This window comes from Parabacteroides distasonis, from assembly GCF_004793765.1.
Classification (GTDB): domain Bacteria; phylum Bacteroidota; class Bacteroidia; order Bacteroidales; family Tannerellaceae; genus Parabacteroides; species Parabacteroides distasonis_A.
Genome location: NZ_SRYM01000024.1, coordinates 13,143 through 31,246 on the forward strand (window position 1 = coordinate 13,143; position 18,104 = coordinate 31,246).

Annotated in this window: 17 protein-coding genes; 11 read left to right on the plus strand and 6 right to left on the minus strand. The window is 47.4% G+C overall.

All coding sequences use genetic code 11. The features are described from left to right. Positions 1-16: 16 nt before the first annotated feature. Both E5342_RS09845 and E5342_RS09850 read right to left on the minus strand, forming a co-directional pair. The gene (locus tag E5342_RS09845; RefSeq protein ID WP_121735488.1) at positions 17-640 is read right to left on the minus strand and encodes a lysine exporter LysO family protein; all 624 of its coding nucleotides are present in this window, start codon (positions 638-640) and stop codon (positions 17-19) included. Continuing rightward, complete coding sequence (locus tag E5342_RS09850) at positions 630-914, minus strand: LysO family transporter (RefSeq protein WP_135959307.1); 285 nt, start codon at positions 912-914, stop codon at positions 630-632. Before E5342_RS09850 ends, E5342_RS09845 begins: the two co-directional genes overlap by 11 nt. A 400-nt stretch (positions 915-1,314) precedes the next feature. Here E5342_RS09850 and E5342_RS09855 point away from each other — a divergent pair, with 400 nt between their 5' ends. From E5342_RS09855 to E5342_RS09865, 3 genes are all read left to right on the plus strand, one after another. Beyond that, on the plus strand, positions 1,315-2,223 hold the full coding sequence (locus E5342_RS09855; protein ID WP_135959308.1) for an Rpn family recombination-promoting nuclease/putative transposase: 909 nt from the start codon (positions 1,315-1,317) through the stop codon (positions 2,221-2,223). A 19-nt stretch (positions 2,224-2,242) separates the two neighbouring features. Next, positions 2,243-5,476: a S41 family peptidase gene (locus E5342_RS09860; RefSeq protein WP_121735485.1), complete on the plus strand. Its 3,234-nt coding sequence runs from the start codon at positions 2,243-2,245 to the stop codon at positions 5,474-5,476. An 80-nt stretch (positions 5,477-5,556) separates the two neighbouring features. Then, positions 5,557-6,102: a 3'-5' exonuclease gene (locus E5342_RS09865; protein WP_121735484.1), complete on the plus strand. Its 546-nt coding sequence runs from the start codon at positions 5,557-5,559 to the stop codon at positions 6,100-6,102. Here E5342_RS09865 and E5342_RS09870 read toward each other — a convergent pair whose 3' ends face one another. The 3 genes from E5342_RS09870 to E5342_RS09880 form a co-directional block, all read right to left on the minus strand. Then, positions 6,103-7,275, minus strand: coding sequence for a dicarboxylate/amino acid:cation symporter (locus E5342_RS09870; protein ID WP_121735483.1), 1,173 nt, complete (start codon positions 7,273-7,275; stop codon positions 6,103-6,105). Continuing rightward, positions 7,244-8,710, minus strand: a complete 1,467-nt coding sequence (gene nhaC, locus E5342_RS09875; protein WP_036611667.1) for a Na+/H+ antiporter NhaC — start codon at positions 8,708-8,710, stop codon at positions 7,244-7,246. Before nhaC ends, E5342_RS09870 begins: the two co-directional genes overlap by 32 nt. Positions 8,711-8,793: 83 nt before the next feature. After that, a complete protein-coding gene (locus E5342_RS09880) occupies positions 8,794-10,236 on the minus strand; it encodes a Na+/H+ antiporter NhaC family protein (RefSeq protein ID WP_135959309.1) in 1,443 nt (480 codons plus the stop codon). A 132-nt stretch (positions 10,237-10,368) separates the two neighbouring features. Here E5342_RS09880 and E5342_RS09885 point away from each other — a divergent pair, with 132 nt between their 5' ends. Further along, positions 10,369-11,328: a PCMD domain-containing protein gene (locus E5342_RS09885; protein WP_121735481.1), complete on the plus strand. Its 960-nt coding sequence runs from the start codon at positions 10,369-10,371 to the stop codon at positions 11,326-11,328. A 152-nt stretch (positions 11,329-11,480) separates the two neighbouring features. Here the strand turns inward: E5342_RS09885 and E5342_RS09890 are convergent, their stop codons facing one another. Beyond that, positions 11,481-12,170 carry an SIR2 family NAD-dependent protein deacylase gene (locus tag E5342_RS09890; RefSeq protein ID WP_121735480.1) on the minus strand — a complete coding sequence of 230 codons (690 nt, stop codon included), beginning with the start codon at positions 12,168-12,170 and terminating at the stop codon, positions 11,481-11,483. Between the two features lie 166 nt (positions 12,171-12,336). Between E5342_RS09890 and E5342_RS09895 the strand changes: the two genes are divergently transcribed. From E5342_RS09895 to E5342_RS09925, 7 genes are all read left to right on the plus strand, one after another. Beyond that, a complete protein-coding gene (locus tag E5342_RS09895) occupies positions 12,337-12,924 on the plus strand; it encodes an FKBP-type peptidyl-prolyl cis-trans isomerase (RefSeq protein ID WP_135959310.1) in 588 nt (195 codons plus the stop codon). Between the two features lie 20 nt (positions 12,925-12,944). Then, complete coding sequence (locus E5342_RS09900) at positions 12,945-13,655, plus strand: FKBP-type peptidyl-prolyl cis-trans isomerase (protein ID WP_121735478.1); 711 nt, start codon at positions 12,945-12,947, stop codon at positions 13,653-13,655. A 184-nt stretch (positions 13,656-13,839) separates the two neighbouring features. Then, the gene (locus tag E5342_RS09905; protein WP_005860962.1) at positions 13,840-14,307 is read left to right on the plus strand and encodes an Lrp/AsnC family transcriptional regulator; all 468 of its coding nucleotides are present in this window, start codon (positions 13,840-13,842) and stop codon (positions 14,305-14,307) included. Between the two features lie 63 nt (positions 14,308-14,370). Beyond that, positions 14,371-15,753, plus strand: coding sequence for a S8 family serine peptidase (locus tag E5342_RS09910; RefSeq protein WP_135959311.1), 1,383 nt, complete (start codon positions 14,371-14,373; stop codon positions 15,751-15,753). Then, positions 15,734-17,080, plus strand: coding sequence for an exodeoxyribonuclease VII large subunit (gene xseA, locus E5342_RS09915; RefSeq protein ID WP_121735476.1), 1,347 nt, complete (start codon positions 15,734-15,736; stop codon positions 17,078-17,080). The genes E5342_RS09910 and xseA overlap by 20 nt, the downstream gene beginning before the upstream one ends. Before the next feature lie 108 nt (positions 17,081-17,188). After that, the gene (xseB, locus tag E5342_RS09920; RefSeq protein ID WP_121735475.1) at positions 17,189-17,386 is read left to right on the plus strand and encodes an exodeoxyribonuclease VII small subunit; all 198 of its coding nucleotides are present in this window, start codon (positions 17,189-17,191) and stop codon (positions 17,384-17,386) included. Beyond that, entirely contained in the window at positions 17,386-18,087 is a 702-nt protein-coding gene (locus tag E5342_RS09925) for a 2-C-methyl-D-erythritol 4-phosphate cytidylyltransferase (RefSeq protein ID WP_121735474.1), read from the plus strand. The genes xseB and E5342_RS09925 overlap by 1 nt, the downstream gene beginning before the upstream one ends. Positions 18,088-18,104: the final 17 nt, after the last annotated feature.

Consider the following 18,104-nt stretch of genomic DNA (forward strand, 5'->3'; position numbering starts at 1 on the left):
AGGATAAATCCTGCTTCTACTTGCAAAAGAACGAGATAAGCAACGGTACGCTGATCTCAAGGATAATCCCGTGAATAATAGCCATAGGTACGATATTCTTTCCGGAATACCGGCTGATAGCCGGAAGGCAGACATCCATGGAATTGATTCCCGCCACGGATACCGGAGCGAATTTACCAAAGAAAGAGGCATACAGCGGTGCCCCGAACAAAGCCAACATTTCCCGGATGATATTAGCCAATAACGCGATAGCCCCAAGTTGCGAAGCGATCTCTATCCCTGCCGATGCCTCTTTCAGTTGTACGATAAGCAAGGAGGATAGGGAATAATAAGCGAATCCGCTTCCTACAGCCATGCAATCATATATGTTCCACGAGGTCAATAGCAAACTCGCCGCCGCAGAGAATAATAACGTACCGATGATCGTAAAGAACGGCAGTAACAAACTGGAAAACCGGATATCCTTTACCATCTTTCCTAATTCGGAGTTTGCTCCCAGGTTCAATCCTACTTGGATAACGAGGGCGTATAGCAAAAACTGCGGTAGTTTTTCGCAATATGTGGAGATGGTCGTGTTGGCGAAGGTTCCGCAAAAGATTCCCGCTGTGAAACATAAGATAACGATTAGGTTATTTTTCATTGAGACCTCCTTTCTTGATAAATAATTTATAAGCGATAAAAGATGCTACCAGACTTCCCAATACTCCGCAGATAGCTAATATGGCCGCTTGTATTCCAAACTCACCAATATTATTCAGCAAAGATTGGTTGGCTCCTATGGTAATACCGAATATGAACAACATTGCGAAAATCGTATAAGAGATGGAATGCTCCAATCCCTTGAAAGCGGGGAAATGCCGGAATAGATAACCGACGCTTGTCCCCAGACCTAATAGACCTAGAATGATAAACATAAGCATATTGTATTTAGAGATGCGCAAAACATTCTTTCCCCCGGAAACGAAGCATACGAATACTCCTTCTTTTTCCGTAGAAGTTAAACTTGAGTGTAACTAAGACCTAAATGTATGTGTAAGAAGAGAATGTGGATTTAAACAAAACCGCTGAACCAATGAACATGCACGATCGTATTGCCCGAGAAAGCCCGGGTATACCATCTTTTTGAGTTGTTCAGAAGCTTCTTGTTCATCTTATTTGTATCAAGATTTGATTTCCGTTACAAAGGTAGTAATAAATTGGAGATTCTAAAACTTTTCGTAGAGTGCGATATATAGGGTTCTTAGCTTGGATTCCGGATCTTTTTTGTACATTTGAAGCCTTACCCGCTATTGGGATGACTAAAACATTGTAACTATGAAAAAGAAAACAGAAAAAGAAGAGATGTATATGAAGGAATTGCAAGATCGATATATCCGTTTTGACTGGGCCATCAAACGTCTGCTTCGCCAGAAAGCGAATTTTGGGGTGTTGGAAGGCTTCCTTACCGTGTTTCTTGGTGAGAAGATCATGATTGAGGAGATATTGGAGAGTGAGGGAAACCAGCAAATGCCCGATGATAAATTCAATCGGGTGGATATCAAGGCTAAGAATACCAAGGGAGATATCATCCTTATCGAGATACAGAATACCCGCGAGCTTTATTATTTGGAACGTGTGCTCTATGGCGTGGCGAAAGCCATCACCGAGCATCTTCATTTGGGACAGGACTATTCCGGGGTGAAAAAGGTCTATTCTATCAGTATCCTTTATTTTGATATAGGCGTGGGAACCGATTATTTGTATCACGGGCAGAACCAATTTGTCGGTGTGCATACCCATGATCATTTACAGGTAAATACCAAGGAGAGGGGTACGATTGTGAAGCGTCTTCCCTCGGAGATCTTTCCTGAGTATATACTAGTCCGGGTGAATGAGTTTGATAAGGTGGCCGTAACCCCCTTGGAAGAATGGGTCCGATACTTGAAAGACGGGATCATAACATCCGGAACGACAGCACCCGGTTTGGAAGAGGCACGAGAGAAATTGCGCTATTACTCAATGTCTCCCGAGGAACGTCATGCTTATGATGAGCACCTAAATGCGATCATGATACAGAACGATGTTTTAGGTACGGCAAGATTGGAAGGTCGTGAGGAAGGTCGTGAGGAAGGCCGTATCGAACAAAATAAAGAGAATGCGCGCTCTATGAAAGCCCTAGGCTTATCCCCGGAGGTGATTCGGCAAGTGACGGGCTTATCGTTAGAGGAGATAGAACGGATATGATTAAAAGATAAGATTGGTTATGAGGAAAAGAAAGATTTTAACAGCATTGGCGACTGTCGCTATCCCTATGTTTTTGATGGCGGTGGATGAGGCGAGGTTGATGCGCTTCCCGGCTACAAATGGTTCAGAGATTGTTTTCTCGTATGCCGGGGATTTATATAAGGTCCCGGCTACAGGTGGTGAGGCACAGCGATTGACATCGTATGTGGGGTATGAGATGTTTCCCCGTTTCTCCCCGGATGGTAAGACGATCGCTTTTACGGGACAGTACGACGGTAACACGGAAGTGTACACGATGCCCTCTTCCGGCGGTGAGCCATTGCGTATCACTTACACGGCTACGAATAGCCGTGATGATTTGGGCGATCGCATGGGCCCGAATAATATCGTGATGACTTGGACACCAGACGGTAATGGTATTGTTTACCGCAACCGCATCAGTGATGGGTTCTCCGGTAAGTTATATACGGTAAATAAAGAAGGTGGCCTTTCCGAGGTGGTTCCCTTGCCCGAGGGCGGCTTTTGTAGCTATTCGCCCGATGGAAAACAATTGGCTTACAACCGGGTAATGCGTGAGTTCCGTACATGGAAATATTATAAGGGTGGTATGGCCGATGATATCTGGGTTTATAATCCGGAGAAGAAAAGTGTAGAGAATATCACGAACAATGAGGCGCAAGATATCTTTCCGATGTGGATTGGTGATGAGATCTATTTCCTTTCAGATCGGGATTACACGATGAACTTGTTTGTTTACAATACGAAGACGAAACAAACAAGTAAGGTGACGAACTTCACCGAGTACGATGTGAAATTCCCTAGCAGTTTCGGCAATACGATCGTTTTCGAAAATGGAGGCTATATTTATAAGATGGATGCCGTGTCGAAAAAAACGGAGAAAGTGAATGTAACCCTTGCCTCCGATAATGTATACGCACGTAGCGAGATCAAGGATGGCTCCAAATATATCACGAGTGCCAGCCTCTCCCCAAAAGGTGAGCGTATGGTGGTGACGGCTCGCGGCGAGGTATTCAATATTCCGGTAGATAAAGGGGTTACGAAAAATATCACCCGTACCCCGGGAGCGCACGAACGTGACGCTCAATGGTCACCGGACGGAAAGCATATAGCCTATATTTCTGACGCTACCGGCGAGACCGAGCTGTATCTCCAAGATTCCGAGGGGGGAGAGCCTATCCAGTTGACCAAGAATAACGATACGTATATCCGTACTTTCCATTGGAGTCCGGATTCTAAGAAGATTGTTTATACGGATCGTAAGAATCGTATCAATCTTTTGGACGTATCTAACAAACAGCTAACAAATGTCTCACAAAGTCTGTTAGGTGAAGCCCGCAACGTAAGTTTCTCTCCGGATAATAACTGGTTGACTTATTCACGTGTGTCTGATAATAATTTCTCGATCGTCTATGTCTATGATATCGCAGGTAAGAAAGAATATCCTGTGACCGATAAATGGTACGAGTCTTATTCTCCGGTATTCAGTACGGATGGCAAATATTTGGTATTCACTTCTGCCCGTGATTTCAATCCTACGTATAGCCAAACGGAATGGAATCATGTATATACTAATATGGGGGGCGTATATTTGGCATTATTGTCTAAGGATACCGCTTCCCCGTTTATGGAAACGGATGCGGAGGTAGCCATTGAATCTACCCCGGCGAAAGCGGATGCCTCTAAAAAGGACGAGACAAAGAATGAGGCTTCTACTCCGGTCGTAAAGATTGATATAGAGGGTATCACGGATCGAATCGTTAAGCTCCCCTTGCCGGGATCGAATTACTACGATCTTTATTCTGATGGAACGAACGTGTATTATTTCACGAAAGGCGGTATGAAGATGTTTGACTTGAAGAAACAGAAAGAGGAAACCGTTAGCGATGCCGCTATGATAGTTGATCCGGCTGGCAAGAAAGCTGTTTTCTTTAAGGACGATCAACTATTCGTAACCGATATACCGAAAGGTAAAGCGGATTTAAGCAAGCCGGTTAATCTGGCAAATATGAAGATCACGGTAGACTATACGAAGGAATGGGCGCAAATCTTCGATGAGGCTTGGCGTGCTTTCCGGGATGGTTTCTATCTGGAGAATATGCATGGCAAGGATTGGAAGGCGATCAAGGAGAAATATGCAGTCCTCCTTCCTTACGTGAAAACACGTTTGGACTTGAATTATATTATTGGTGAGATGATCGGCGAGCTGGGAGTAGGGCATGCTTATGTGAATCCCGGTGAGGTGGAAAGCCCTAAACGGATATCGATGGGGTTGCTAGGAGCTGAGGTTTCTCGGGATAAGAGTGGTTTCTTCCGCTTGGAGAAGATCCTGCCGGGGGCTTCTTGGAGTAAGGAATTACGTTCTCCATTGACAGAACCGGGTGTTGAGGCGAAGGCCGGAGAGTATATCGTCGCTATAGACGGGGTTCCTACGAATAGCGTGAACGATATGTATAAGTTGTTGATCGGAAAAGCGAACGTTCCGACCGAGTTGTCCTTGAATAGCAAGCCTCAGTTGGCGGGAGCTCGTAAGATCGTGGTCAGTCCGTTGGCGGAAGAATATTCTTTGTATCACTATAATTGGATCCAAGATAATATCAAGAAGGTAGATAAGGCGACGAACGGTAAGGTCGGTTATATCTATATCCCGGATATGGGGCCGGAAGGCTTGAATGAGTTCTCCCGCTATTTCTATCCGCAATTGGATAAGGAAGGTTTGATTATCGATGATCGTGCGAATGGCGGTGGAAATGTCTCCCCGATGATTCTGGAACGTCTGTCTCGTGAGCCGTATCGTTTGACGATGCGCCGGGGTTCTTCTTTGATCGGGACCGTGCCGGATGCCGTACAGGTTGGCCCGAAAGTTTGCTTAATCAATAAGTATTCTGCTTCCGATGGCGATTTATTCCCGTGGGGCTTCCGTGCGCTTGGCTTAGGTAAATTGATCGGAACCCGTACTTGGGGCGGTATCATCGGTATTAGCGGCCCGCTTCCTTATATGGACGGTACGGATATCCGTGTGCCTTTCTTCACGAGCTATGATCCGAAGACGGGTAACTGGATTATCGAGAACCATGGTGTGGATCCGGATATCTTGATCGATAACGACCCCATCAAGGAATGGAACGGTGAGGATCAACAATTAGACCGTGCTATCGAGGAAGTCATGAAACAATTAAAAGAACGCAAACCGCTAGTCCCTATCCCCGCACCAAGGGACTGGAGCCATAAATAATGAGAGGCTATTTGTAGAGACGGGGCACGCCACGTCTCTACAAATAAATAGTAAACGGATTAAAAACGAGTAATCTATCTATGGAACGATTCGCAGCCATTGACTTTGAGACCGCTAATGGAAAGCGGAGCAGTATTTGCAGTATAGGTATCGCCATATTGGAGGATGACTGGGTAGTAGATAGCATTTATACCTTGGTACGTCCTACCCCTAATTTCTATACCCGTTGGACTACGGCCATACATGGATTGACTGCTGAGGATACGAATGATGCGTTATGTTTCGAGGAGGCTTGGGAAAGCATCGCCCCGAAACTAAAGGATCTCCCCCTTGTTGCCCATAACAGTCCGTTTGATGAGGGATGCCTGAAAGCCGCCCACGAGGTGTATGACTTAGCCTATCCGAAATATCCCTTCTATTGCACTTGCCGTCTCTCCCGGAAGATGTATCCTTTTCTGGTAAATCATCAGTTGCAGACAGTAGCCGCCCACTGCGGTTACGACCTTACCCGACATCATAACGCCATGGCCGACGCTTACGCCTGTGCCCATATCGCCCTTACGATGATGCGGGAAAAAGAGGTCGATAGCTTGGAGGCGCTTATGGCTTCCTGCTACTCTAGGTAACTATGGGGTGTTTTTCCCGGCTATTTTATCCACCACGACAGCGATAGCGCCATCCCCCGTCACGTTGCAAGCGGTGCCAAAACTATCCATGGCAATATAAAGGGCGATCATTAACGCTTGCAGTGTCTCATTGAATCCCAGCATACTTTGCAAGATACCCAAAGCGGCCATAATAGCCCCTCCCGGAACCCCCGGAGCCGCTACCATCGTAATTCCCAACATCATGATAAATCCGCTGAAGTTGGAGAAGGTAATCGGTTCTCCCGCCATGATCATGATAGCCATAGCGCAAGCTACGATTTTCATAGTGCTACCTGCCAGATGGATCGTGGCGCAAAGCGGTACGGTAAAGATCGCTATATTCTCCCGTACGCCATTCTTGACAGCCTGCGCCAGTGTCACGGGAATCGTGGCGGCGGAGGATTGGGTCCCCAGAGCCGTAGCGTAGGCCGGTAACATATTCTTCAAGAGGCGGAGCGGATTCTTCCCGGCTATGGCTCCGGCTATCGTGAATTGGATCAATAACAATAATACATGTAAGACAAAGATGACTATGATAACCTTGAGGAACATCGTGATAATACTCATGACTTGTCCGCTCACGGTCATGTTCAGGAAGATACCGAAAATATGGAGCGGTAATAACGGGATGATAACCACCTCGATTAGCTTAATGATAATTTCCTTGAAATCCGTGAAAGAGTCACGCAGGGTGGTTCCCGCTATATTAGAAAGCCCTAGGCCAATCGTAAAGGATAGCAGCAGGGCTGTCATGACATCCATTAAAGGCGGCATATTTACCGTGAAGTAAGGTGTCAGCATGAAATCTTCCGGATTCTCCATCGCCGTCAATTCCGTGTTGGTCGGTAGTATGTGCGGGAATATAGCCGATCCGCTCAGGAACGTGAAGAAACCCGAGAAGACTGTTGAACCGTAAGCGATCAAGGCGGTTATCAATAATAGCTTTCCGGCTCCTTTGCCCAGATCTCCGATAGCGGGAGTCACCAGCCCCAATATGATTAGAGGGATGGAAAACGATAGGAAGTTGCCGAACAATGAATTGAAGGTTACAAAGATACGTGCGATTCCTCCCGGTAAAAACTGGCCGAACAATACGCCAGCGGCGATAGCGATAACGACTTTAGTTAACAATGATACTCTGATCTTCTTCATGGTGTTGCTTTATTTTGAAGCCAATGGCGGCCATCGTAATACTCATCAACGGACTGATCAGATTAAAGAAGCAATAAGGAAGATACGTTAGGGTCGCTACGCCTAATATCGTGGCTTGCGTCATGCCGCAGGTGTTCCACGGTACCAGCACGGACGTTACGGTTACGGAATCTTCCGTCGTACGGCTTAACAGGCGACTCTCATATCCTTTTTTCTTGTAGATATCCTTGAACATATTTCCGGTAAGGATAATGGATATGTATTGGTCGGCCGTAACGATATTCAAGAATAAACCGGAGAATACGGTAGACGCCACCATGCCGACCCTCCGTTTCATAAAGCGCAGGAATACGGACGTAAGGCTTTCCAGCATACCGCTGGCCGTCATGGAGCCGCCGAAGCACATGGCGCAGATGATCAGCCAGATCGTATTCATCATACCCGCCATACCCCGGGTAGCGACCAAGCTGTTCAATGCCTCGTTACCCGTATCGATCTGGGTACTCCCGTAGAATGTCATGAATAATCCCTTAAACAGGGAGGAGGCATCCGCTACCGATGCTCCCGCTACCTCTTGCAATAAATGAGGCTGGAAAAAGATTGCGAACACCCCGGCCATCGCCGTCGAGATAAACAAGGTGATCAAAGACGGTACTTTTTTGGCGATTAATATACCCGTTACCACTGGTACGATCAGTAGCCAGAGCGAGATATTAAAACTTTCATTCAACGAGGCGGCGAACTCGGCTATTTGCCCGGATGCGTTCGAGGTATGCGTAAAACCCGCTATGGTAAAAATAATCAACGTGATCACCATAGACGGTATTGTCGTAAGCATCATATACCGGATATGGGAGAACAAAGGGGTATGCGTTACGGAAGAGGCTAATACCGTCGTGTCCGAGAGCGGTGAGATCTTATCCCCGAAATAAGCGCCCGAGATGATCGCCCCAGCTACCCACCCCGTAGCGAAACCTTGTGCCTCGCCGATACCCATCAAGGCGATACCGATCGTGGCGATGGTAGTCCACGAGCTACCAGTCATAACGGATACGACAGCGCAGATCACGCAACAAGAGGCCAGAAAGAAACTCGGATGGATAATTTGCATCCCATAATAAATCAAGGTCGGGACGATACCGCTGATCATCCAGCTACCGGATAAGGCGCCAATCAACAATAGGATAATTATAGCTGTGGCCACTCCCAATATGTTTTTACATATCGCCTCTTCGATATCACGCCATTTGACTTTACAGAAGATCATGGCTAAAAGGGAGGCGACCGCCGTGGTGGTAAGTAATACGACTTGGCTTCCGCCGCTTAATGCGTCGCTGCCGAAAGTGCGTATGGTTACAAACAAAAGAGCTACTAGTACGAGGATAGGCACTAGTGAAAGTAGAGGGGAGGGCATCTTCTTAAGATGATTTTCCATTGTTCATTTAGTCGCTTAAATAATAATGGTGCGAAAATACTAAAAATACTTTGAATAACGCTATGAATTATAGATTGATTTCCTTATTTCATAGTCTTTTGGACGATCTTATAACCGGTTGCCGCTATAAGAATGCTCATAAACGGGCTGACGATATTAAAGATGCAATAAGGGAAATAAGTCCAAGTAGATACGCCAAGGATTGTAGATTGTGTCATGCCGCAAGTGGTCCATGGGATCAGTACGGAGGTGACGGTGACGGAGTCTTCCGTTGTCCGGCTAAGCAGGCGGCTCTCGAATCCACGTTGCTTATATACTTCTTTAAACATTTCGCTGTTCAGGATGATGGCGATAAACTGGTCCGCCGTGCAGATATTCAAGGATAATCCGGACACGACGGTAGAGGCGACCATGCTGGTACGGCCTCGCATGAAATGCAAGAAGATACGTGTGATACTTTCTAGCATGCCGCTAGCGGACATGGCCCCGCCGAAACACATGGCGCAAATGATCAGCCAAATCGTGTTCATCATCCCGGCCATTCCCTGGGTGGAGACTAGAGAGTTCAAGGTCTCGTTGCCGGTCTGTATCTGCGTGCTGTCATAGAAAGTCATCAGCAGGCCTTTGATATAGGCGATAATCCCGCTATCGGTGATCCCGGAAATCTCCAATAAGGCGTTTGGCTGGAAAATCAAGGCGAATATTCCGGCGAGTATGGAGGAGGCGAAAAGCACCACGATCGAAGGTGTCTTCTTGGCGATCATGATTCCGGTAACGATCGGTACGATCATAAGCCAAGGCGTGATATGGAACGAGCTTTTCAAGGCTTCGGAGAAAGCGGCTATCTGGGATGCGTCTGCTGTCTCTCTCGAGAATCCGGCGATGCTGAATACGGTCAGTGTGACGATCATAGAGGGAACGGTCGTATAAAGCATATACCGGATATGTGTGAAAAGGGGTGTGTCCGTTACGGAGGCCGCCAATACCGTAGTGTCTGATAACGGCGACATCTTATCCCCGAAATAAGCGCCCGATATAATCGCTCCCGCTACCCACCCCGTACTGAAGCCTTGCGCCTCGCCAATCCCGATCAAGGCGATCCCGATGGTGGCGATGGTAGTCCACGAGCTACCCGTCATGACCGATATGATACTGCATAGCAGGCAACAGGCCACGAGGAAGAAATCCGTTTGCATGACTTGCAACCCATAATAGATCAAGGACGGCACGATCCCGCTTACCATCCAACTGCCCGATAGGGTTCCGATCAATAAAAGGATGATGACAGACGGTGCGATCCCATAGATGTTACGGGCGATTTGCCCCTCGATATCTTCCCACTTGATCTTGCAATGAAAGACGGCGATCAAAGAGCAGATCGAGGTGGCTATCAATAATACGATTTGGCTGGCTCCTCCAAGGGAATCGCCCCGGAAAATATAGATGGCTACGGCCAGCATGATGACTAATGTCACTACGGGTAGTAAAGAGATTGCGATGGAGGGTGTCCGGGGTTTTTCTGCCATGGGTTTATTCACGTCGTTTGTTATTTATCATGGATAATCCGAATAAATTCTTTATACGGACCTTCCTTGTGTTATCGATTCTAATTAATTTCACTGCAAAAATAAAAAAGGATTTGGATAGGGGGGTAACTTATGGTAGTAAATAATCGGTTAGGCTATTTATTTGTCTTTTTGGGGATGAGTATGGCGCTATATGCCCAGCGAAAGACGGAAGCGATCCGTTATGGCGATCTGGATCAGTGGGTGGTACGTAAGATCACGGAATCGGCTATTATTGGGAAGGAGACAAAGACACTTTACTGCGTTGGCCCTATGGATACGATTATCGGAAATAGACCTTTTGAGTCGAAAGTTTCGCCTTGGGGCAGTTCTAACGTGATGGCAAGGGTGAGCGGGATTACGAAAGCTAGCGTCAGTGTCTACCCCGAAAGACGGGATGAGGGGTATTGCGCACGGCTGGAGACGGGTATAGAATCGATCTCGGCGATGGGTATCATGAACGTGAAGGTGTTGGTCGGGGGATGCCTCTATCTCGGCCGTTTTCTGGAACCGGCGAAGAATTCTTCGGAGACGTGGGGACAGATCGTTTGCGGTATCCCGTTTCACCAAAAACCTACGTCCTTGTTATTCGATTATAAGGTGAAGCTCTCCGGTGATCCCAATCGTATTAAATTGAGTGGTTTTAGCAAGAGATCGGAGGTCGATGGCATTGATATGCCTTTGGTGAATCTCTTTCTTCAGAAGCGTTGGGAGGATAAGGACGGGAACATATATGCCAAGCGTATCGGTACGCTGGTGATCCGGATGGACAAAAATACGGATTGGGTAAGCGATGCCAACTTCCCAATCTTATACGGCGATATCATGGAACGTAGCGATTATAAAGAATATATGGGTTTTCAAATCGGAGAGTCTGCCCGTTATAGCTTGAACAGCAAAGGCAAGAACGTCCCTATCCAAGAAATCGGCTGGGGAACGGAGGACGATGAGGTAACCCATATGATCTTAGAGTTCTGTTCCAGTCACGGAGGCTCGTACGTAGGTTCTCCGGGAAATACCTTTTGGGTGGATAATATCCGGTTGGGATATTGAGCCTATTATTGTTTGGAAAAAACACGTACATGCTTTTGGAGACTGAATGAAATACCCCCATGCTCCGGGTTCTTTCTTTACCTGCTACGGCTGCTTCCTAGAACTTCGTGTTTATACTTGCCTCCGTCAGACCTAATGAGTGTATGAATTGTTTAATTCTGCTTAAGCAACTCCGTCAGCCTCTTGACCCCTTCCGAGGCTCCAGCCTGTATATGCTTGATATCGTTGCGATAAGTGCGTACGTCTTTTGGGTCGATCAAGTAGATCGGTTGGCCCCGGCGCACGTAGTTCAGCAAGCCGGCGGCAGGATAGACGTTTAAGGAGGTGCCGATAATCACGAAGATATCACAATCTTCCACCAGTTTGATGGAAGGCTCTATCATGGGTACCGCCTCACCAAACCATACGACGAAAGGACGTAGCTGATTTCCGTAAGGGTCTTTGTCTCCCAGATGAATATCCGGGTTCTCTGGTGATAGATCGTAGGTCGTGTCCAGGTCCCTTACGGAACATGCCTTCATCAACTCCCCATGCAGATGGATTACGTGGCTGCTATCCGCACGTTCATGTAAATTGTCGATATTCTGGGTAATGATCCGTACATCGAAATCTTTCTCCAAAGCTGCTAACCCGAGGTGACCAGCGTTAGGTTTCGTACTCAATAATTCTCTTCTGCGCTGGTTGTAGAAGTCGAGAACCAATTTCGGGTTGGCGGTGAAGCCTTCCGGCGTGGCGACATCTTCCACCCGGTATTTCTCCCATAACCCGTCCGAGTTACGGAAAGTGGAGATACCGCTTTCTGCGCTCATACCCGCTCCGGTAAGTATGACTAACTTTTTCATCTGTTACTTGCTTTTAATGTAAATGTATAGGTGTACATAATATATTTACGAAGTTACGACTTTATTTCGTAAAAAACTTTGGATGAAATAAAAAGTTCTTACAAAATGCTGTTATACGATTAAAAGCATTACTTTTGTGGCTTATAATTAGTTGAACAAAAAAAGAATGGATAAAGTAAGTTATGCGCTTGGCTTAAGTATCGGAAATAATTTCCAAAACTCAGGCATCAAGGATCTTCAGGTAGAAGATTTTGTACAGGGATTGAAAGACGTCTTAACAGAGGCAAAACCTGCTCTTAGTTATGATGAGGCAAAACAAGTGATCAATGATTATTTCATGAAGCTTCAACAAGAGAAACTGGAGATCAATAAGAAAGCCGGTGAGGAGTTCCTTTCTATCAATAAGCATAAGGCGGGTGTGGTAGAGTTGCCTAGCGGTTTGCAATATGAGGTGCTGAAGAATGGTACGGGCGCTAGACCTACGGCGAACGATAAAGTGAAATGCCACTATCACGGTACGTTAATCAACGGTCAGGTGTTTGATAGCTCCGTACAGAGAGGTGAGCCCGCCGTATTCGGTGTTTCACAGGTAATCCCGGGATGGGTAGAGGCCTTGCAGTTGATGCCGGTCGGTTCTAAATGGAGATTGTTTATCCCGTCTAACCTTGCTTATGGCGAACGTGGGGCAGGTGAGGCTATCGAGCCGAATAGTACGTTGATCTTCGACGTTGAGTTATTAGATATCGAAAAATAATATATAAGAGTTAAAGAAAAATGAAAAAGTTAAGTGTATTAGTCGCTACAGTGATTGTAGCAATGGGCGCATCTTTCACCTCTTGCGGTGATTCTCACAAGAGTGCGAGCTTGAAGACTTCTATCGATAGCGCAAGCTACGCTATTGGTATCAGTACAGGTGCCGGTTATAAGGAGAACTTAAAGACTTTGCCTGGTGGTGAGGCTAACGTAGATGATTTGATCGCTGGTTTTATCCAGGCTATCAAGGGCGATTCCTCCGCTATGAAGATGACTCCGCAAGAAGCTCAACAATATTTGCAGACCTATTTCGTAGAGGCTCAGGCTCGCGAGGCCCAGAAGACAAAAGAAGAGGGCGAGAAGTTCTTGGCCGAGAATAAGACAAAAGAAGGTGTTATCACGACTGAGAGCGGCTTACAATATAAGGTAGAGAAAGAAGGTACAGGTGCGAAGCCGACCGCTACTGATAAGGTAAAAGTTCATTATACCGGAACGCTGTTGGACGGTACTAAGTTTGATAGCTCTGTGGATCGTGGCGAGCCGGCTGAGTTCGGTGTTGGCCAAGTAATCAAGGGTTGGACTGAGGGCTTGCAGATTATGCCGGTTGGTTCTAAATATATCTTTTGGATCCCGGCTGAGTTGGCTTATGGCGAACGTGGCGCAGGACAAGACATCAAACCGAACAGTGTGTTGAAGTTCGAGGTTGAGTTGCTTGACATCATAAAAGAATAAGTAGCGAAAAAATAGAAACAGAACGTTTGTAAGATAATAAGCGGGCAAATTATGCTAAAAAGCATTTTTTGCCCGCTTTTATTATTTATTGATTACTTTTTTCTTTCACAATGATATGGGATTCAAATTTATTATATACTTTTGATACATTAAATCTGAATGCATATAATAAAGCGAATTTAAAATGGAGAAGATAGACAAACTGGACCGGCAGATATTGAACATTATTTCAAAGAATGCTAGGATTCCTTTTAAAGATGTTGCCGAGGAGTGCGGCGTATCTCGTGCAGCTATTCATCAGCGGGTTCAACGCATGATTGATATGAATGTGATCGTTGGCTCAGGGTATCACATCAATCCTAAAATATTAGGGTATAATACATGTACCTATATCGGCGTGAAACTGGAGCGTGGATCTATGTACAAGGATGTTGTCCCGGAATTCGAGAAAATACCCGAAGTGGTAGAATGCCATTTCACTACGGGGCCGTATACGATGCTGATCAAGCTGTATGCCCGTGATAACGAGCATTTGATGGAACTTTTGAACTCCAAGATTCAAGAGATACCGGGTGTTACGGCTACAGAGACTTTGATTTCTTTACGCCAAAGTGTTAAACGTGAGATTCCTATCTGTAATATCAATGAATAAGACGAAGAATTATACATGAGCCCGGCCTATTCCAGTGCCGGGTTTTTTGGTTTGTGAGGTTCTATGAGTAAATATATTGCAATATTCGTTTTCGTATTCAGTTTGTTTTCTTTGGGAGTACATGCGGGGGAAAGTTTTCGTTTTCGGGTGTATTTGAAAGATAAAGGGGATTCCGGTTATACGCTGGATAACCCGGAGGAATATCTTTCCAAGGAGTCTCTCGAGCGACGGAACCGGCAAGGTATATCGGTGTCGGAATCGGATTTGCCGATCGCTCAAGCTTATCTGGATACCTTGTCCGCCAATGGAGGAAAACCGGTGCTGGAGAGTAAATGGTTCTCTACGGTCGTGGTGTCCAGTCCGGATAGCTTGGTCGCTGAGCGTCTCTTGCGCCTCCCGATCGTGGATTCCGTGAAATGGGTCTGGAAAGGTGACGAGGAAATCGATATTCCTAGGGAGGAGAATGATACGACACGGTTTATGCCAATAGATAAACCGGAGAAATCGCCTTACGGTTATGCCGAGGAGCAGATCAAGATGCTGAACGGTATCAAATTGCATGAGGCGGGCTTTAAGGGTAAGGGTATGCGTGTGGCCGTGGTCGATGCCGGTTTCATGAACGTGGATCGGATCAGCGTATTTGATTCCTTGCGGTTATTAGGAACGCATAACGTGGTTTTCCCCGGCCGAAGCGTTTTCATCGGGGATGATCATGGGACGAAGGTCTTATCTTGCTTGGCCGCTGATGCGCCGGGTTTGATGGTCGGTACGGCTCCCCAAGCCGAATATTGGCTGATAAAGAGCGAGGATAGCCGTTCGGAGTTTCCCATCGAGGAGGATTATTGGACGGCAGCTATGGAATTTGCCGATAGCGTGGGAGTGGATGTGGTCTCTTCTTCGTTGGGGTATTTCTCTTTTGATGTAGAGGCCCTGAACTATCATCAAGATCAATTGGACGGGAAGACTTCCTTGATCAGTCGTGCCGCTAAGATGGCTTCATCAAAAGGGATCTTGTTGTTTAGTAGCGCCGGCAACGAGGGGGGCGGTAGCTGGGGAAAGATAACCTTTCCTGCGGATGCCCCGGATATATTGACAGTGGGTGCTATCACGGATCGTAAGAAGAAAAGTAATTTCAGTTCTGTCGGCTTTACGGCGGATTACCGAGTGAAGCCGGATGTGGTTGCCTTGGGTACGGGCTGTTGCGTGATAGATCCTACGGGGAATATCCGTTACGCGAACGGTACCTCTTTCGCTACGCCGATCTTAGCGGGGTTGGGTGTTTGTCTATGGCAAGCGTTTCCCGGTCTGACGAATAAGGATATAATCTCTCTTTTGCAGCGTTTCGGCAGTAAGTTTGAGCAACCGGACGCTGAGTTGGGATATGGCATCCCGGATGTGTACAAAGCTTATAAACAAGAGCGTAAATATGCGGCCGAATCTAAATAACTTATCGGGTGAGAAAGAGGCTTTATCTTTGTTAGAGCTGAATACTCGCATACGGGGTGCGCTGTCGAGGGCTTTCCCGGAGACTTGCTGGGTGCGTGCGGAGATGAGCGATGTGCGGGTGAATACCGCTTCCGGCCATTGCTACCTGGAGTTCGTGGAGAAGAATTTGCGGACCGGGCAGATGGTCGCCAAGGTGCGAGGCTCTATCTGGGCGAAGACATTCCGTATGTTGAGGCCCTATTTCGAGATGGAGACTGGTCAGCTGTTCGCCTCAGGCTTGAAGGTGCTGGTAAAGGTATCGGTCGAGTTTCACGAGCTATATGGATTGAGTCTTACGGTATTGGATATAGATCCCGCCTATACGTTAGGCGATATGGTGCGCAAGCGTATGGAGATCATCCGCCAATTGCAGGAGGAGGGCGTCTTTACGCTGAACAAGGAATTGCCTTTCCCTAAGCTTCCTAAGCGGATCGCCCTCATTACCTCTCCGACGGCCGCCGGTTATGAGGATTTCATGAATCAACTGATACATAATAAGGCGGGATACCCGTTTTATGTGAAGCTATTCCCCGCCTTGATGCAGGGAGATCGGACGGAGGCTTCTGTTATAGCCGCTTTGGACAAGATTTATCAACACCAAGATCTCTTCGATGTGGTCGTGATGATCCGGGGAGGCGGGGCAACTTCCGACTTGAACAGCTTCGACTCCTATCTGTTGGCGGCGAATTGTGCGCAATTCCCTTTGCCGATTATCACGGGCATCGGACACGAGCGGGATGATACGGTCGTGGATCTGGTAGCGCATACCCGGATGAAGACACCGACCGCTGTCGCTGAGTTCCTGATTTCCAGGATGGACAGCGTTGCCGAGGAGTTGGAAGCGTTGCGGCAAGCAGTCCGTTTATCGACGATGGATATCCTATCCCGCCGGAAGAACGAGTTGCAGTTGCTCGCCACCCGTTTCCCTTCTGTCGTGACCAACCGGATCGAGCGGAATCGTTCGGGACTGCAGACGATCGCAAGTCGTTTGCCTGCGATGGCATCGGGCTTGTTATCCCGCCGCCAGTCGCTGCTTGAGAATACGGAGCTGCGTTTACGGAACGGCGTTACTTCCAGTCTCTCCGAAGGTGCACGTTTCATCCAGCTTACGGAGCAGTTCATCAAGATGGCTTCTCCCGATTATATCTTGAAGCGAGGTTATAGCCTGACCCTGAAAGAGGGCAAGATCATCAAACATGCCTCCGATCTGCGAGTCGGCGATAAACTGACGACTCGCTTTATCGATAGCGAAATAAACGTCATAGTTGACGGTTTAGTTGACAGTTGACAAGTGACAGTTGACAGTTGTTTTGCGCATGTATGAACTGTCAACTGTCACTTATCAACTATCAACTAACCTGTCAACTGTCAACTATCAACTGTCAATTAACGAAATATGGCAAAGAAAGAAGAAACTTATAACGAGGCGATCGAGAAGCTACGTAAGATCGTGGCAGAGATCGAGCATGGAGACTTGGATGTCGATATCCTCTCCGAGAAGGTAAAGGAGGCCACCCGCCTGATCAAGCTCTGCAAGGAGAAGCTCTATAAAGTGGACGAGGAGGTTAAAAAAGTATTGGAGGAACTGGAGTGATGGATCGATATGTCTTGATTGTCGCCGGAGGAAAGGGGCTTCGTATGGGCGGAGATCTGCCGAAACAATTTATCCCGATGCAGGGGAAACCGCTGTTGATGCACACGTTGGAGGTCTTTCACCGTTGGGACGCTTCCGCAAGGATCATCCTTGTGCTTCCGGAGGATCATCAGCCCTATTGGAAGATGCTTTGCGAGGAAATCGGCTGCAAGGTGCCCCATGCGATCGTGAAGGGGGGAACGACTCGCTTCTTCTCTGTCAAGAACGGATTGGATTGGCTCTTGGCGGAGCGGCATCGGGAGGGAATGGAGGATAGTGATTTGAGCTTGGTCGCCGTACACGATGGTGTCCGTCCTTTCGTCTCTCCGGAGGTGATCGGTGCCTGCTTCGAGAAGGCAGCTACCGCAGGAGCCGTGATCCCGGTCGTCCCGATGATCGATTCCCTGCGGGAGGTGGACGCGAACGGAAGTCATCCAGTAGATCGTTCCCGCTATATGGCCGTGCAGACCCCGCAGGTCTTCCACTTGGCACTCTTGGCAAAGGCCTACGAGCAACCCTATTCGTCCCTCTTTACGGACGACGCCTCCGTGGTAGAGGCGATGGGCCATGCGATCGATACGGTGCCCGGCGATCGGGAGAATATCAAGATCACCACCCCCTTTGATCTCTTGATTGCGGAAGCGATCGGGTTCCGAACGTAGGGGGGCGGATCACTGTG

What these genes read in the sequence shown, in the direction of transcription:
- E5342_RS09845 (WP_121735488.1), bottom strand. Translation starts at nt 640, where the DNA reads ATGAAAAATAACCTAATCGTTATCTTATGTTTCACAGCGGGAATCTTT.
- E5342_RS09850 (WP_135959307.1), bottom strand. Translation starts at nt 914, where the DNA reads ATGTTTATCATTCTAGGTCTATTAGGTCTGGGGACAAGCGTCGGTTAT.
- E5342_RS09855 (WP_135959308.1), top strand. Translation starts at nt 1,315, where the DNA reads ATGAAAAAGAAAACAGAAAAAGAAGAGATGTATATGAAGGAATTGCAA.
- E5342_RS09860 (WP_121735485.1), top strand. Translation starts at nt 2,243, where the DNA reads ATGAGGAAAAGAAAGATTTTAACAGCATTGGCGACTGTCGCTATCCCT.
- E5342_RS09865 (WP_121735484.1), top strand. Translation starts at nt 5,557, where the DNA reads ATGGAACGATTCGCAGCCATTGACTTTGAGACCGCTAATGGAAAGCGG.
- E5342_RS09870 (WP_121735483.1), bottom strand. Translation starts at nt 7,275, where the DNA reads ATGAAGAAGATCAGAGTATCATTGTTAACTAAAGTCGTTATCGCTATC.
- nhaC (WP_036611667.1), bottom strand. Translation starts at nt 8,710, where the DNA reads ATGGAAAATCATCTTAAGAAGATGCCCTCCCCTCTACTTTCACTAGTG.
- E5342_RS09880 (WP_135959309.1), bottom strand. Translation starts at nt 10,236, where the DNA reads ATGGCAGAAAAACCCCGGACACCCTCCATCGCAATCTCTTTACTACCC.
- E5342_RS09885 (WP_121735481.1), top strand. Translation starts at nt 10,369, where the DNA reads ATGGTAGTAAATAATCGGTTAGGCTATTTATTTGTCTTTTTGGGGATG.
- E5342_RS09890 (WP_121735480.1), bottom strand. Translation starts at nt 12,170, where the DNA reads ATGAAAAAGTTAGTCATACTTACCGGAGCGGGTATGAGCGCAGAAAGC.
- E5342_RS09895 (WP_135959310.1), top strand. Translation starts at nt 12,337, where the DNA reads ATGGATAAAGTAAGTTATGCGCTTGGCTTAAGTATCGGAAATAATTTC.
- E5342_RS09900 (WP_121735478.1), top strand. Translation starts at nt 12,945, where the DNA reads ATGAAAAAGTTAAGTGTATTAGTCGCTACAGTGATTGTAGCAATGGGC.
- E5342_RS09905 (WP_005860962.1), top strand. Translation starts at nt 13,840, where the DNA reads ATGGAGAAGATAGACAAACTGGACCGGCAGATATTGAACATTATTTCA.
- E5342_RS09910 (WP_135959311.1), top strand. Translation starts at nt 14,371, where the DNA reads ATGAGTAAATATATTGCAATATTCGTTTTCGTATTCAGTTTGTTTTCT.
- xseA (WP_121735476.1), top strand. Translation starts at nt 15,734, where the DNA reads ATGCGGCCGAATCTAAATAACTTATCGGGTGAGAAAGAGGCTTTATCT.
- xseB (WP_121735475.1), top strand. Translation starts at nt 17,189, where the DNA reads ATGGCAAAGAAAGAAGAAACTTATAACGAGGCGATCGAGAAGCTACGT.
- E5342_RS09925 (WP_121735474.1), top strand. Translation starts at nt 17,386, where the DNA reads ATGGATCGATATGTCTTGATTGTCGCCGGAGGAAAGGGGCTTCGTATG.